Genomic DNA, 12,662 nt, shown 5'->3' on the forward strand with positions numbered 1-12,662 from the left:
GGCGCTTCAGCAACCGCCCGCGCCAGCGCAAACGTCAGACCTGGTCGGCGATACCGGCCAGCGGCATCGAAGAGGTAGGCCATGGCTGCGACTCAGGAAGAACGAACAGCCAAACTTGCCGAGAGGCGGCAAGAGCTGGGCGAGCAGGAACTACGACACACTGCTCCCTACGGAACGCGACAGATGCTCGACGAGCTGATGCGCTGGAGTGAGATGAATGAAGTCAGCGAGGCGGTGCAATTGCTGGTGATCAACGCCAGGCCCGAGGATATGCCGCCGGCGTCGCCGAAGGTAAAAGGCCCGTCAGACATCATCAGGCACTACTTCCGCCAAGGAATGCGCGACAGGTTAGCGACCATCACCGCCGCCCTGGGCGAGTCAAAGGACCGAAACACCATCTGGCGACTGATCGCATATGCCCACTCGCTTGGCCCCGACGGCTCCGCGCCGCTCCTCGAAATTCCGCGCCACCAAATCGAAGTACCGCAAAGCGTGGCGCGCAAATTACGGCAAGCAGGCTTTGCCGAATCGCTCCAGATGAACGCCGAAGAAGACGGCGAAGCATAACCCACCCTACTCGCTGCATCCGGATGCCATCGCGAATGAGAGTAAAGCCTTCTAGTTCAGGTTCAGACCTTTGTCGACTGAGTGAACATCCAACCAAGTGCAACGGCAGCAATGATAGGGCGTATTAGATCCGTTGCCGGAGCCGAACCAGCAAACACCTGCAGGCCGCTTGTTACGAAGACTGCCAATGCAGCAAGAATGCCCAGCACCGAAATCCAGCGGAAGTATCTTGGAAACATCGAGTAGCTCCTTTTAGAGGGGCACGATCGTAATTGCAATTAGCCACCACATCAACTATCGCTGCATCCGGCTACGGAGGGCGGCGCGCACCCGAGGTAATCGCAATGCCAGTACTTCACAGCATCATCCACAAGATCGACAAGAAGCCAGACGGCAGCCCTGCAGTGCTCCACTACGCAGGCGCCGAGCTGGCGGATAGCGAGATCCGCGACGACCTCATGCACCAGCTCAATGAAAGCTACAACGCCAAACAGGGTAAAGCCTGGGGGCTGTTCCATCCTGCGTCCGGTGCTTTCCCCTTCAGCGGATGGCTCAAGGAGTACCTGGACGGCGGCCTAAACTTCATCACCTTTAGCCGAGTCGCGGTGGAACATCTGACCAAGCTCATGGAGGAATCGAACCTCTCCATTGGCGGGCACGTCCTCTTCTGCCACTACCAGCAAGGCCTGATCGACTACCTGGTAATTGCCCTGTTGCAGGAAGCTGAAGCGGTGACCGTCGCCGACGGCCTTGCCCTGACTCCTGTCCGGCGCCTGGATCTGGACCACATCCAGCTGGCCGCACGCATCAACCTGAGCGAGTGGAAAGGCAACCCGAAGTCGCGCCAGTACATCTCGTTCATTAAGGGTAAGAACGGCCGCAAGGCGAGCGACTACTTCCGTGACTTCATCGGCTGCCAGGAAGGCGTAGACGGCCCAGGCGAAACCCGCACCCTGCTCAAGGCCTTCAGCGACTTTGTGGAAAGTGAAGACCTGCCGGAGGACTCGGCCCGGGAGAAGACCAAGACACTGGTGGACTACGCCAGCAGCCAGGCCAAGCTCGGCGAGCCCATGGGCCTGGAAGAACTCTCGGAACTGATCGACGAAGACCGCCCCAAGGCGTTCTACGATCACATCCGCAACAAGGACTACGGGCTGTCGCCGGAGATCCCCGCAGACAAGCGCACCCTCAACCAGTTCCGGCGCTTCACCGGCCGCGCCGAAGGCCTGTCCATCAGCTTCGAGCAGCACCTGCTCGGCTCCAAGGTTGAGTTCGACCAATCTGGTGGAGCCCTCACCCTGCGCGGCCTGCCAACCCAGCTTGTCGAGCAGCTCAAGCGCGCAGGCGCCTGACATCAGCCACGCGCCGCCACCCGGAGCGGCGCATGCATGGAGAGAGCCATGGCAAAGTTCTACTACCAGATCAAAGGACGCCAGCCGGCCGTGCCCAACCGCGAAGCAGAATGGGCCTGGCCACCGGTGTTCAGCGGCATGGTCGAGGCTGAAAACCGCAAGCTGGCAAAGGCGCAGATCGATGAGCTGTACGAGCGCCAGTTCCCGCAGCGGGTCTTGCGCACAGACATGACTGATCACGCATACCTCCTGCACATCCAGGAGCTGCACGAGCACGACACCTACCTGCTGCGCCGCTTTGAGGACACCGCCTGCAAGGAGTGCGGCACGGTGTTCAAGCTGATCGACAAGTACAACGACCCAAACACCGAAACCACCAGCCATGACTACTGCACGGAAGCCTGCAAGCAGGCGGCGCGGTTTCGAGATGTTCAGGGGTTCCGCCTGGTCAACGAAGGCCGGGCGCCAGCGGTGATCTACCAGGTCCGACAGAAGTCCACCGGACGTGCCTACGTCGGCCAGACCACTCAGCCGTTCACTCTGCGCTGGTGGCAGCACCTGAGCAACCCAACCAGCTGCAAGTTCCACGCAGCGCTCGGCGGATCCGATATAACCGACTGGGAGTTCTCCGTGATCGAGGTGATCGTCTACCCGGCAGACTGCACCAATCGAGCGGCCTACATCACCCAGCGGGAAAGTCACTGGATCGAAGCTCTGGCCGCGGTTGAGACGGGCTTCAACACCGTTCGCCCTGCCGGTGCCGCAGATCTAGATCAGATGCCACTGCAATTCGCTGATCTGGCCTGACCCTCCGGCGCTACCCGCCAACACTCCACCCTACCCCATCGATCACGCCAGCCAGGCCACGGCCATCGGCTGCCAGGAGAAACCTCATGAGCATTCCAGCAAGCGCCCTCAAGGAGGGCGAGCTTTTCCACTATGCATCCCTTGATGCCTAGCGCCGCAGACGAGCTGGCGCGCCGGATCGCCGCTGGTGATATCGACCCGAACGCAGGCCTGGAGGATCTTCGCGAAGATATTCGAATACTCGAAAGCCAGGCGGACGACGCCTATGAAGAGCTTGAGCGGTTGCGAGGTTGCGCTGAAGAAGCCTGCGGCTACATCAAGCGCGCACTCAATCACAGCGAAGACCAGGAGCTGTCAGTGAGCAAGCTTCTTCAGAAAGCCCTCGACTGCCTGGAGTGAGCCATGACCACATTTGCGGTTTTCGGAATGAGTGAGAACTGGGCTCGTGAAGAAGCCCGGGAGCACACGCCAACTTTCAAGAATGAAAACGGAAAGAGGATCGACCTGAGCATCACCGAGTGGGAGGCCGAAGTGCTGGTTCAGATTGCGAAAATCATGGCCGTCAAGAAGTGCGTTCGCCTCTCACCTTTCTTCGATGCCCCCCAGTACGCCCAACAGTTCGTTGACATGGCGCGCAAGAGCATCAAATGCCGCGACCTGAAGATCAGGACGAAAGCAGTCCTGGTGGACGCCAAGGGCAAGCCGATTATTAACCCAAAGACAGGCGTACCAAAGATTGGCCTTGCTGACTGGGCTCCTGAATCGACTTGCGCTGCCTGAGCTGCAGTGCCAATCAGAGCGAGCTCTTCAGCACCAGCTTGGCTCCCAGCTCTCGTCCGGCGGCCTGCGCCAGGCCGCGGTCGGCGAAGGTTCGATCACCAGCAACAACCGGCACCACCACTTCGCCGCCCCGCTTCACTTCGACGTTGATCCGCCAGGTCTCGCGGCCCTCCTCGTCCTTCTCGCACTCCATGTAGTTCCAGAGCTGAAAGCCTTCGTGCTCATCATAAATATCGTGCTTTGTCATGGGCTTGCTCGTTTGAGTGAGGCGCCATCGTAGCACCCACCGCCTGGGCCTGGCCCGGCAAGGAATGCCGTATGACTAATGAATACCTGATGGGGCCGACCAATAGTGCGGTAGCTCAGACTGGCTATAGGCTGCTTTCAGTCGTCGAGATCCGTCAGCTCGCACATTCGCTCTCCTACCATTCCACGCAACCACGCACCATGAAACTCAATATTTTCGAGAGAAGTACCGTCTCCTAGACGATACCCAAAAACCTTGCCCTTCGCTCCGCGATACGCGACGTGAAAATGTCCATCATGAGCAGACGAATTCATCACATAAGGGCAAATGTAGATGATTTCGCTAAACGGGACGCGTACTTCAATGGGGCTTCGACAACGACGGGTTATGGTGAGGGTCAGCAACTGCTGATTTTCGTCGAACGTGAAGGCCTGCACTTGAGGCTCAGAGACAACCCACGCAAAGAACGCACCAATGAAAACTGTACAGGCCAGCATTGACAGCATGAAGAATGACGGTGTCAGGCTATCGCCATTGTTAAGCTGCACACCCTGAATGACGTCCGGCCCGGTGAAAAGGAGCGGCGCCAGCCCGTAGGCCGGTAAAAGCAGAATCAGCGCAAGAGAGAAGCCAAAAACGCCCATACCATTGCTTCCGATAATTGGTATTTCGGGGCCGTAATACCAAATAGGCGGGTGGGCAGTACTTACCTTGCCAGCATTTGTTGCTGCGGCATTAGCTGGTGTTTGATGATTCATTTGGCCGTCTCGAGAGATTGCAGCGCAGACGTTACCACTACTACTGGACAGTCTGGAAACGGATCACGGGCCCTTCTCATCGCGCTCCGCACTTCGATTACTCGCGTCACCCGCAATAACCTCCCCCTTCAAAGTCAGCCGCTATAGCGGCAAGGACGAAGTCATGCCTACCGAAAACAAACCAGCCGAGCCAGCGTTCAACCTGGACACGCCAGACGACGGCCGCGGCTATATCGCCAACCTGTTCAAGACCGTCCTCAAGCGCCACGACTACCGCCAGTACATCAGCGAGCGCCTTGCCGGCGACTTCGCTTGCACGCTGGCACAGCACTTCGAGGACATCACAGCACGCGAGGCGGCCCTGCAGCATCGCCTGACCGCAGCGGATGAGCGGGTGGATGTGCTGGAAGGGTTACTGTTCAGCCTGCCAGAAGACTTGAAAGCCCTGGCGGGTTGCGAGAACACCGCAGGGGTCTACGCCTGCATCGACTATATCGAGCAGTGCATCGCGGGGCTTCAGCAGGTCACCGTCGAAAGGGCGGCATTGGATTAGGTTAAAAAGAAACACCCAGCAGCATTTTTAGCGAACTCTTACGTGATACGGAGCTATTTTTACTCAAGGGTGACATTCAAAATAAGAATTTAAGGGTATATCCCCCTGTGCAAGGCAGCACATGTATCGTTATGGAGGAGGAAGCATGCAACGCCAGTTAGAGCTACCCAAAAAAATATCGGTCAAGAAAAAAGGTGCTCACTTTGAAGTGCACTGGAACTATCAAAACGCACCGGACGCAATGGCTGTACGCAGTAAATGCGAGCGTCTTGACGGTTTCATAGATGGATTTATTGACGGCGTGTTAGTCGCCTTGGAAATTCCAAACAATAATATTTATCGATTAGGCAGCTCAACTGGAGCTGTTAAAGAACTAAACGAGAAGGTTGCCATTAAGCTCGCAACAATCCTCACAGAGCTTTTCCATCCATTGGTAGCTGCTGAACATAGAAAGCTTGATGCGTACGCCAAGCTTCTTCTTAGCCTCATGGAACAGGCTGAGCACACAAAAATTGCTAACCACTCTGGAAGAGCTGGCACATAGGTTTTAACCGACCGGGAGGCAGTCATGGAAGCTGACTGTCGATCCAGCGCTGGGCCGCCGCCATAGCCTCAGCCAGGGCGGCCTGGTAGTCCTCCCACGGGCCAGCGATCTCCGCCGCCACATTCCCAAAGCCGGGAATCTCGCTCGACTCAATCACCCGGAAAAGGACTGGTGCCACATCGTTTGGCCGCTCCCACTCGAACTTCAGGAACACCTTCTGCCCGCGGTATTCATGTTCGATTGGCATATCCAGATTGTGTGACACACGCGTTCCTTCCTTGAACGAAGTTGAACCGGATTTTTACACCCAACCGGCTGGTTTTTCTATTGAGGCACAAAGCCATCCATCCCTTTCAAGTCAGCCGCTATAGCGGCCAAGGACGAAGTCATGCCTGAAATAAAAGAACGGCCGATCCTGTTCAGTGGGCCCATGGTGCGCGCCATCCTGGAAGGCCGGAAGAATGTCACCCGGCGCGCTGTGAAGCCGCAGCCTGAAGTGCGCGAGGTCGACATGATCGGTCCAATGCTGACGTTCAAAAACAAGCGCGGCGGCCACTGGCTTTACCCAAATGCCAAGGCTCAGATCATTGCCGATTGCCCCGACGGAAAGCCCGGTGACCGGCTGTGGTTGCGCGAGAGCCTCGGCTATGACTGCGAATACGGCCACACCCAGAGCATCGGGACCGATGCCTGGGTCGCCACCCTAACCCTGGACCAGATGCGCTACGCCCGTGATCAAATGGCCGAGAAGATCAAGGCTGCCGAGGCCCAGCCAAAGCGCACCGTGTGGCGGGTAAGCAATGGCACCCTCTGCGAGGGGAATTACCGCGAGGAGGACTTCGAGAAAGCAGTTGACCACCTGCTGCGGATCTACAAAGGCGAATTCATGAAGGCCGCGCCGGACTGGATCAAAAAGCCGTTCGGCTATCTGGTATTCGAGCGCCAGCTGCCGAGCCTGACTCCGGAGCTGGTTACCCAGTTCGAATACGACACCGAATGGTTCCCCGCCAAGCCCTAACCCACCTTCTGCCGCATCGCGGCGTGGATCGCTCATGAACATACATTTTTTATCGCACGAAGAGGTTTGCGAGCTGACCGGCGCGCGGACAAAAGCAGGACAAATCCTGAACCTGAAGAAGAACGGAATCCGGCACTCGATCAAGCGCAACGGCTGGCCGGCGGTTACGACCCAAGCCATTACTGCCGTCGGATCATTCGAGCCCGAAAAACCTGTTTGGACGCCAAGAAAGGCCAGTTGAGATGGGAAGAAGACCAACCAAGCCGGGCTCCATTGCCCGGCTGCGTGAGCGCAAAAAGAAAAGCGGCCGCATCTACTATTACTACGACACCGGCGGAAAGGACCGCAAAGAGGTAGCGCTGGGGAGCGACTACGGTTTGGCAATCATGGAATACGCGAAACTGGAGCGCGACCGTACCGCGGTAGACCTGGTCGCCAAGGTAGTAACGTTTCGCTACGTGGCCGAGAAGTACATGGTCGAAGTGGTGCCCGATAAGGCGGAAAACACCCAAAAGGACAATCTGCGCGAGCTGAAAAACCTAATGGCGTTCTTCGACGACCCACCGGCGCCCCTAGAAACTATTGAGCCGCTCCATATCCGCCAGTATCTGACTTGGCGAAAATCCGCACCGGTCCGTGCAAACCGGGAAAAAGCTCTATTGAGCGCCATCTGGAATTACGCCAGGGACAAGGGCTACACATCGCTGGCCAACCCATGCTCCGGCATTAAGGGCAACAAAGAGACCGGCCGAGACACCTATGTCGAGGACGAGCTGTTCAAGCGCGTGCACGACAAGGCCGACGCCGGGCTGCGCGATGCGATGGATTTAGCCTACTTGACCGGTCAACGAGTGACAGACACACGTCTCATGGATGAGCGAGACGTGCGCGACGGCCAGATCTGGGTGCTCCAGGGCAAAACCAAGGCCAAGCGGCGTATCGAAGTAACGGGTGAGTTGAAGGTTTTAATTGATCGAATCAAGGCCCGGAAGTCCGAACACAAAGTCCGCTCGACGCGGCTGATCGTTGCAGAGGATGGCACCCCGATGACGGCGGCGATGTTACGCAGAAGGTTTGATATGGCCAGAGAGGCCGCGGGAGTTGAGAAGGCCGACTTCCAGATGCGTGATTTGCGCGCCAAAGCTGGCACAGACAAGGCGGAATCGAGCGGCGATATCATGCAGGCCAAAGATCAACTTGGGCATACCACCGTAGTGATGACCGAGCAGTACATCCGCAACCGCAAAGGCAAGAAGGTCTCACCGACAAAGTGAATTGCGGACCATTGGATTAATTGCGGACCGGAAAGATACAAGCATTTACACTGGCTGTAGCCCGTAAACCCTTGATTTTAGATGGTGCCCGAAGCCGGAATCGAACCGGCACGCCCTTACGAGCGGGGGATTTTAAGTCCCATGCGTCTACCAGTTTCGCCATTCGGGCGGTAGCGCGATAACGCGGCACTGGAACATTCAATCGGCATCAGGCCGTCCAGTGTTTGAAGCAGGGAGTGGAATATATACATCCAGTCCTTGTGAAGCAAGGTCGAAGCCGGCAAAAAAGCCCGGTTCCCGACTCGCTGTCGAGGGTAAAAAAACACGGTAAATCAGAGATCTACAGCGTCATCCCGAGGTTCAACCAGGGGCCGCACGGCCTCTCGCCAATTCCCTCCGCGGCGGCAAGACTAACATGGCGCCATAAGCCAACCAACTGATTTTTAAAGACTTATCCTGAAATGACAGCCTCGGACGAAGCTCCTGCCAGCAATGTCCAGCAAGAGCTTCCTCCCCGGGCAGCCCTCAAGCTTGCGCGGAAAAACTCAAGGAGAGCTTGAGCGCGTCGTCCTTGGCGACCGCCTGCTCGGCCTCCAGATGCGCTGCGAACTCCTGCTCCACAGGCGCCTCGGGACCTTTGACTTGAGCAACCGAGCGGTTGTGCTCCAGTACTTTCGAGAGTTGGGCGTAGCTGTAGTTGGCGGGAGGCGTATTGCCGATGTTCATGAAGACCTTCCTTGAATGGGTAAAGACCAAGCCAAGTGCAGAAAGCCTCGAGCACCGCCCGAGTTGCGCACCCTTGGGTGAAAATGGCGAGGGAGGTTAACAGCTATAACCAGAAAGACGTACATCAAGCGCCTGTGGAGTTCGCCCAGTACAGATGACCTCGCCATCCATGAACCGGTAAAGAGTCATAGATACTGGGCGAACGCTGTAACGCTATGCCCTCGCAATGACATGTTCAACTGTCAGCAATACGCGCCTCCCCGCCCCCTCAGCCGGCGTAGTAGGTGAAGGCCCCGGCAAAGGCTCGGCGCCCTGCCCGCAATTCGGTACGCAGCTCGCCAATCAGATTGGAGATGTCGCGCACGCTGGTGAGTTCGGCAGTGGAGACACCGGTGAGCAGCAAGTCCACCCGGCCCGACTCTGCATCGTAGATCTTGATGGTCAGGGAGCCGTTGGGGTTCAGGGCGCAGGCGCAGGACAGCGGGAGAAAGCCGGACTCCAATATGTGGCAAAGCTCGCTGGTAGAGAGCATGGCTTCTCGCCTGTATGGGGGAGGTGAAGTTCGCCCGTTCAGGATAGGCCTGTATACGCTTTTGTGTATCAGAAAAAACACAGAGAAATGTTAACTACCCCGCAGTTATCGAATGCCTGCGCAATGCCTCAGCGCTTCGAAATGATGAAGGCTTGTGCATGGCCGGGCTGTTTTTTTTCGTGGCGACTCTGTAGTTTCCACAACATGAACCCGATCCCCCGGCCTGGCCTCGCAGCGATTATTACCCCCTTCATCAGCAAGGTGGGCTAGCGGCCGTCCAGGCTGTCAAAAACCCGCCTCGGAGGCGGGGTTGACCACCACTCTTCTGAGGCAACTACCCCAGGAGAAAACCATGAAGCACTCATCACCCGCCGTACTGCATTTACTGTGCGGCAAGATCGCCTCGGGCAAGTCCACCCTGGCCAGGCAGCTGGCAGAGGCGCACGGCAGCGTCCTGATCTCTGAAGACCAGTGGCTGGCAGGCCTGTATCCGGAGCAGATTCATTCGATCGCCGACTACCTGCTCCACGCCCAGCGCCTGGCAAGTGTGCTGGAACCGCTGGTGATCGCCATGTTGCGCGCTGGAACCTGTGTCGTCCTGGACTTTCCCGCCAATACCGTCGCCCAGCGAACCTGGCTGCGAGCGCTGGCGGACCAGGCCGGCACCCCTCATCAATTGCATGTACTGGATGTGGATGAAGCCCAGTGCAAGGCAAGGCTGCGCGAGCGCAATCGTCTGGGCGATCACCCGTTTGCCGCCAGCGACGAGCAGTTCGAACGGATTAGCCGCTACTTCGTGCCGCCTCAGGAGGAGGAAGGGCTGCACATCGTCCGGCACTAGGCGTATCGGCAGTCACGGTCGGGTGAGCCAGGTGCCCGATCGTGAATCCTGTGCATCCAGCCCATGGGAAAAAGCGGCCCGTGACAAATTCCAGGCAAAAAAAAGCCCAAGTAGCTGATGGACACTTGGGGCTAAAAATGCATAAACCGTGGTAGGTGAACGCAGGGCTATAGTAACGGAATCGTACATTCTGTAACAACATATTTTGAGAAAAAAACCACAAATAAAATCACCTAAGTCATTAAATATCCACACTTTTTTTGAGTCTTTGGATTTCAGGACAGATTTCTGGAAGGCCTCCATCAGTGTTGGAGCCGCGAAAAAAAGGTGCCAGCCATGCACCTGCAATGCTTCGTGAAGCATTCAACAAAATAGCGTTGAAAATTCACAGAATCGCAACAGACAGATAACAGCAGCCACCTTAAATTGCTGGCACCCGTCCGAATGGAATGTGCCGGTATGAATGAATTTCTTGATGCCCTGCCCTTGCTGCTCTGCCTGACGACCTTCGCCTGGTGCTGCTGGGGCTAGAACCAGCCCGAGCCACGACCGCGACCACCGCCCGCCCCCCTCCCGCCCTGCCCCTCTGGATATGCCTGGCAAAGCCTTACACCGGCTCGGCGAGCCTGTGGGCGCTGAACAAGGCCTGCCCGATAGCCCGGGCCCTTTGCAGATTGGCGGCTTGGGCGCCGGACTCCGACTCGTACAGCAACTGCGACGTCAGCACACTGGCCCCGCAGTAATCGAAGATCCCGTGATCAATCTGAGCCTGCATCGCTTCGAGGTAACGGTGACGCTCATAGGTACCGGCATCAGCCCCAGCCACCCCCACCAGATGCACCCGAAGGCGCCCCAGCTTTTTCACCAACCAGGCATCGGCCTGGAAATCAAACGCCCAGCCATTGCTGAACACCCGGTCGATCCACCCCTTGAGCAGCGCTGGCATGGACCACCAGTAGACCGGATAGACCAGTACCAGAGCATCAGCGCGATCGATCCGGGCCTGCTCGGCGAGAACGTCCACAGGAGGGGTGACCTGGGTTCTGTGTACCGCAATATCTGCGGCGCCGAAGCGCGGCTCGAAGCCTTCGCTCCAGAGATCGGCAAGCTCGAAGGAGTGCTCCGCAGACTCGGCCAGGCCTTCGGCAATCTGCCGGGCAAGGCTGTGGGTCAGGGACCTGGGGTCGTGATGGGCAAAGACAAGAAGTGCGTGCATGGCGACTACTCCCACAAGCGCATTGCGCTGATTGCAGAGGATTTATATACTTTTAGTAAGTTACGACCAATAACCTACCTTTGGTATATAAGCATGTCAAGCCGCCAGAACACCGATACCTCACCGCGCCGCCGCCTGACACGGGAACAGCGCCTGCAGCAGTTGATGGGCGTGGCCTGGCAGATAGTTCGCGAACAAGGCACCGAGGCCCTGACACTGGGGCACCTGGCAGAACAGGCCGGTGTCACCAAACCCGTGGTCTACGATCATTTCGACACTCGGGCGGTACTCCTGGCGGCCCTCTACCAGGACTACGATCAGCGTCAGACCGCACTCATGGAGCAGGCGCTGGAGACTGCCAGCCCCACGCTGGCGGCTCGCGCCGATGTGATTGCCGCGTCCTATATGGATTGTGTGCAACGCCAGGGCCGTGAAATCCCTGGGGTGATCGCCGCCCTGGCCAGCTCGCCAGAGCTGGAACAGACCAAGCGTGAATACGAGGCCACCTTCCTGGAAACCTGTCGAGGTGCCCTTGAGCCCTTCGCGAACGGCGCCGTGATAGGCACCGCGGGCCTGCGGGCCATGCTCGGCGCCGCTGAAGCGCTGTCCCATGCCGCCACACTGGGAGAGATCAGCTTCGGCCAAGCCCAGGAAGAGCTCTGCGACACCATCGTGGCCATGGTCGAAAGAGCCCGCGCCAGGCAACGCACGCCGGCATCCGGCGCTTCCCGTTAATTGTGAACCGACTCTTGAAAACACGCCCCGAAGGGGTACCGCAAGGACGCTGCAATGCTATTGACCCAACTGGAACTGCTGGACGAACTGCTGCAACGCTATCGCGGCGAGCTAGGCAAGGATTTCACCGGCTATCGCAACCATGTGTACCGGGTCATCAACTTCTGCCACCTGCTTACAGGCACTGATGCCCTGCAGTTGCAGAAACTCTCCATTGCCGGAGCCTTTCATGATCTGGGGATCTGGACCGCCGGGACCTTCGACTACCTGCCACCCTCGTTACACCTGGCCGAAGCCTATCTGGAGGAAATCGGCAGGCTGGAATGGGCAGCCGAGGTGCTGCCAATGATTGAACTGCACCACAAGATCACCCCTACTGCCGCGCAGCCGGGTAGCCTGGTGGAAGGCTTTCGCCGCGCCGACTGGATTGATGTCTCCCTGGGCATGCTGAGCTTCGGTCTATCGCACCAGGATCGGCGTCGAGTGTTTGCCGCATTTCCCGATGCCGGCTTTCATCTGCGCCTGGTTCAATTGTCCGCCAGACGGCTGTTGACCCGTCCCTGGAACCCCCTTCCCATGCTGCGTCTGTAGACCTGTAGCAGAAGCATCCACTCGGAACGCGTAGACTGCAGCAATCCCAGGCAAAACCGGCCGCGTATCCACGGCCGCCATCAATGAGAACACCCATGCCGCCCCACCCGCCAACCGGCCC

20 protein-coding genes and 1 tRNA gene are annotated in these 12,662 nt (G+C 57.9%); 13 read left to right on the forward strand and 8 right to left on the reverse strand.

Annotation, left to right across the window (positions count from 1 at the left end; genetic code table 11):
* The first annotated feature begins 183 nt into the window (after positions 1-183).
* Positions 184-567, forward strand: a complete 384-nt coding sequence (locus A9971_RS30230) for a hypothetical protein (RefSeq protein ID WP_227454138.1) — start codon at positions 184-186, stop codon at positions 565-567.
* Positions 568-629: 62 nt separating this feature from the next.
* On the opposite strand, the gene A9971_RS30235 is transcribed toward A9971_RS30230, so the two are convergent.
* Positions 630-806, reverse strand: a complete 177-nt coding sequence (locus A9971_RS30235) for a hypothetical protein (protein WP_183001582.1) — start codon at positions 804-806, stop codon at positions 630-632.
* Between the two features lie 105 nt (positions 807-911).
* On the opposite strand from A9971_RS30235, the gene yejK reads away from it, so the two are divergent.
* The 4 genes from yejK (at position 912) to A9971_RS30255 (ending at position 3,506) form a co-directional block, all read left to right on the forward strand.
* Positions 912-1,919 (forward strand): nucleoid-associated protein YejK, encoded by a 1,008-nt coding sequence (gene yejK, locus A9971_RS30240; protein WP_183001581.1) that lies wholly within the window; start codon positions 912-914, stop codon positions 1,917-1,919.
* A 48-nt stretch (positions 1,920-1,967) separates the two neighbouring features.
* A complete protein-coding gene (locus A9971_RS30245) occupies positions 1,968-2,726 on the forward strand; it encodes a GIY-YIG nuclease family protein (RefSeq protein WP_183001580.1) in 759 nt (252 codons plus the stop codon).
* A gap of 132 nt (positions 2,727-2,858) precedes the next feature.
* Positions 2,859-3,125, forward strand: coding sequence for a hypothetical protein (locus A9971_RS30250; RefSeq protein ID WP_183001989.1), 267 nt, complete (start codon positions 2,859-2,861; stop codon positions 3,123-3,125).
* 3 nt (positions 3,126-3,128) lie between these two features.
* Positions 3,129-3,506 (forward strand): hypothetical protein, encoded by a 378-nt coding sequence (locus A9971_RS30255; protein WP_183001631.1) that lies wholly within the window; start codon positions 3,129-3,131, stop codon positions 3,504-3,506.
* Positions 3,507-3,519: 13 nt separating this feature from the next.
* Here the strand turns inward: A9971_RS30255 and A9971_RS30260 are convergent, their stop codons facing one another.
* Both A9971_RS30260 and A9971_RS30265 read right to left on the reverse strand, forming a co-directional pair.
* Complete coding sequence (locus tag A9971_RS30260; RefSeq protein ID WP_183001578.1) at positions 3,520-3,753, reverse strand: hypothetical protein; 234 nt, start codon at positions 3,751-3,753, stop codon at positions 3,520-3,522.
* Between the two features lie 137 nt (positions 3,754-3,890).
* Entirely contained in the window at positions 3,891-4,511 is a 621-nt protein-coding gene (locus tag A9971_RS30265; RefSeq protein ID WP_259652372.1) for a hypothetical protein, read from the reverse strand.
* Positions 4,512-4,674: 163 nt separating this feature from the next.
* Between A9971_RS30265 and A9971_RS30270 the strand changes: the two genes are divergently transcribed.
* Entirely contained in the window at positions 4,675-5,064 is a 390-nt protein-coding gene (locus A9971_RS30270) for a hypothetical protein (RefSeq protein ID WP_183001577.1), read from the forward strand.
* Positions 5,065-5,209: 145 nt separating this feature from the next.
* A complete protein-coding gene (locus A9971_RS30275) occupies positions 5,210-5,608 on the forward strand; it encodes a hypothetical protein (RefSeq protein WP_183001576.1) in 399 nt (132 codons plus the stop codon).
* A 22-nt stretch (positions 5,609-5,630) separates the two neighbouring features.
* Here A9971_RS30275 and A9971_RS30280 read toward each other — a convergent pair whose 3' ends face one another.
* Positions 5,631-5,873, reverse strand: coding sequence for a hypothetical protein (locus A9971_RS30280; protein WP_183001575.1), 243 nt, complete (start codon positions 5,871-5,873; stop codon positions 5,631-5,633).
* A 123-nt stretch (positions 5,874-5,996) separates the two neighbouring features.
* Here A9971_RS30280 and A9971_RS33000 point away from each other — a divergent pair, with 123 nt between their 5' ends.
* From A9971_RS33000 to A9971_RS30295, 3 genes are read left to right on the forward strand one after another with little or no spacing between them, the layout of a single operon-like run.
* Positions 5,997-6,626, forward strand: coding sequence for a hypothetical protein (locus tag A9971_RS33000; protein WP_259652371.1), 630 nt, complete (start codon positions 5,997-5,999; stop codon positions 6,624-6,626).
* Between the two features lie 34 nt (positions 6,627-6,660).
* Complete coding sequence (locus tag A9971_RS30290; RefSeq protein ID WP_183001574.1) at positions 6,661-6,867, forward strand: DUF4224 domain-containing protein; 207 nt, start codon at positions 6,661-6,663, stop codon at positions 6,865-6,867.
* A 1-nt stretch (position 6,868) separates the two neighbouring features.
* Positions 6,869-7,900, forward strand: a complete 1,032-nt coding sequence (locus tag A9971_RS30295; RefSeq protein ID WP_183001573.1) for a tyrosine-type recombinase/integrase — start codon at positions 6,869-6,871, stop codon at positions 7,898-7,900.
* 82 nt (positions 7,901-7,982) lie between these two features.
* Here A9971_RS30295 and A9971_RS30300 read toward each other — a convergent pair.
* The 3 genes from A9971_RS30300 to A9971_RS30310 all read right to left on the reverse strand — a co-directional run bounded on the left by A9971_RS30300 (position 7,983) and on the right by A9971_RS30310 (position 9,158).
* Positions 7,983-8,069: transfer RNA gene (locus A9971_RS30300), tRNA-Leu, on the reverse strand.
* A gap of 356 nt (positions 8,070-8,425) precedes the next feature.
* Entirely contained in the window at positions 8,426-8,626 is a 201-nt protein-coding gene (locus tag A9971_RS30305; protein ID WP_015635906.1) for a hypothetical protein, read from the reverse strand.
* 268 nt (positions 8,627-8,894) lie between these two features.
* Positions 8,895-9,158, reverse strand: coding sequence for a DUF1652 domain-containing protein (locus tag A9971_RS30310; protein ID WP_041118619.1), 264 nt, complete (start codon positions 9,156-9,158; stop codon positions 8,895-8,897).
* 352 nt (positions 9,159-9,510) lie between these two features.
* Here A9971_RS30310 and A9971_RS30315 point away from each other — a divergent pair, with 352 nt between their 5' ends.
* Positions 9,511-9,999: an ATP-binding protein gene (locus A9971_RS30315; protein WP_015635908.1), complete on the forward strand. Its 489-nt coding sequence runs from the start codon at positions 9,511-9,513 to the stop codon at positions 9,997-9,999.
* A gap of 607 nt (positions 10,000-10,606) precedes the next feature.
* Here A9971_RS30315 and A9971_RS30320 read toward each other — a convergent pair.
* A complete protein-coding gene (locus tag A9971_RS30320) occupies positions 10,607-11,215 on the reverse strand; it encodes an NAD(P)H-dependent oxidoreductase (RefSeq protein ID WP_183000132.1) in 609 nt (202 codons plus the stop codon).
* Between the two features lie 93 nt (positions 11,216-11,308).
* On the opposite strand from A9971_RS30320, the gene A9971_RS30325 reads away from it, so the two are divergent.
* Positions 11,309-11,950, forward strand: a complete 642-nt coding sequence (locus tag A9971_RS30325; RefSeq protein ID WP_123577924.1) for a TetR/AcrR family transcriptional regulator — start codon at positions 11,309-11,311, stop codon at positions 11,948-11,950.
* Positions 11,951-12,004: 54 nt separating this feature from the next.
* Entirely contained in the window at positions 12,005-12,541 is a 537-nt protein-coding gene (locus tag A9971_RS30330; RefSeq protein ID WP_183000133.1) for a hypothetical protein, read from the forward strand.
* The last annotated feature ends 121 nt before the right edge of the window (positions 12,542-12,662 follow it).

It is taken from the genome of Pseudomonas sp. UME65 (assembly GCF_014170225.1).
GTDB classification, from domain to species: Bacteria; Pseudomonadota; Gammaproteobacteria; order Pseudomonadales; family Pseudomonadaceae; genus Aquipseudomonas; species Aquipseudomonas protegens.

Bases quoted from the DNA above. Each gene is read 5' to 3' on its own strand.
- A9971_RS30230 (WP_227454138.1), top strand. From the start codon at position 184: ATGCTCGACGAGCTGATGCGCTGGAGTGAGATGAATGAAGTCAGCGAG.
- A9971_RS30235 (WP_183001582.1), bottom strand. From the start codon at position 806: ATGTTTCCAAGATACTTCCGCTGGATTTCGGTGCTGGGCATTCTTGCT.
- yejK (WP_183001581.1), top strand. From the start codon at position 912: ATGCCAGTACTTCACAGCATCATCCACAAGATCGACAAGAAGCCAGAC.
- A9971_RS30245 (WP_183001580.1), top strand. From the start codon at position 1,968: ATGGCAAAGTTCTACTACCAGATCAAAGGACGCCAGCCGGCCGTGCCC.
- A9971_RS30250 (WP_183001989.1), top strand. From the start codon at position 2,859: ATGCATCCCTTGATGCCTAGCGCCGCAGACGAGCTGGCGCGCCGGATC.
- A9971_RS30255 (WP_183001631.1), top strand. From the start codon at position 3,129: ATGACCACATTTGCGGTTTTCGGAATGAGTGAGAACTGGGCTCGTGAA.
- A9971_RS30260 (WP_183001578.1), bottom strand. From the start codon at position 3,753: ATGACAAAGCACGATATTTATGATGAGCACGAAGGCTTTCAGCTCTGG.
- A9971_RS30265 (WP_259652372.1), bottom strand. From the start codon at position 4,511: ATGAATCATCAAACACCAGCTAATGCCGCAGCAACAAATGCTGGCAAG.
- A9971_RS30270 (WP_183001577.1), top strand. From the start codon at position 4,675: ATGCCTACCGAAAACAAACCAGCCGAGCCAGCGTTCAACCTGGACACG.
- A9971_RS30275 (WP_183001576.1), top strand. From the start codon at position 5,210: ATGCAACGCCAGTTAGAGCTACCCAAAAAAATATCGGTCAAGAAAAAA.
- A9971_RS33000 (WP_259652371.1), top strand. From the start codon at position 5,997: ATGCCTGAAATAAAAGAACGGCCGATCCTGTTCAGTGGGCCCATGGTG.
- A9971_RS30290 (WP_183001574.1), top strand. From the start codon at position 6,661: ATGAACATACATTTTTTATCGCACGAAGAGGTTTGCGAGCTGACCGGC.
- A9971_RS30295 (WP_183001573.1), top strand. From the start codon at position 6,869: ATGGGAAGAAGACCAACCAAGCCGGGCTCCATTGCCCGGCTGCGTGAG.
- A9971_RS30305 (WP_015635906.1), bottom strand. From the start codon at position 8,626: ATGAACATCGGCAATACGCCTCCCGCCAACTACAGCTACGCCCAACTC.
- A9971_RS30310 (WP_041118619.1), bottom strand. From the start codon at position 9,158: ATGCTCTCTACCAGCGAGCTTTGCCACATATTGGAGTCCGGCTTTCTC.
- A9971_RS30315 (WP_015635908.1), top strand. From the start codon at position 9,511: ATGAAGCACTCATCACCCGCCGTACTGCATTTACTGTGCGGCAAGATC.
- A9971_RS30320 (WP_183000132.1), bottom strand. From the start codon at position 11,215: ATGCACGCACTTCTTGTCTTTGCCCATCACGACCCCAGGTCCCTGACC.
- A9971_RS30325 (WP_123577924.1), top strand. From the start codon at position 11,309: ATGTCAAGCCGCCAGAACACCGATACCTCACCGCGCCGCCGCCTGACA.
- A9971_RS30330 (WP_183000133.1), top strand. From the start codon at position 12,005: ATGCTATTGACCCAACTGGAACTGCTGGACGAACTGCTGCAACGCTAT.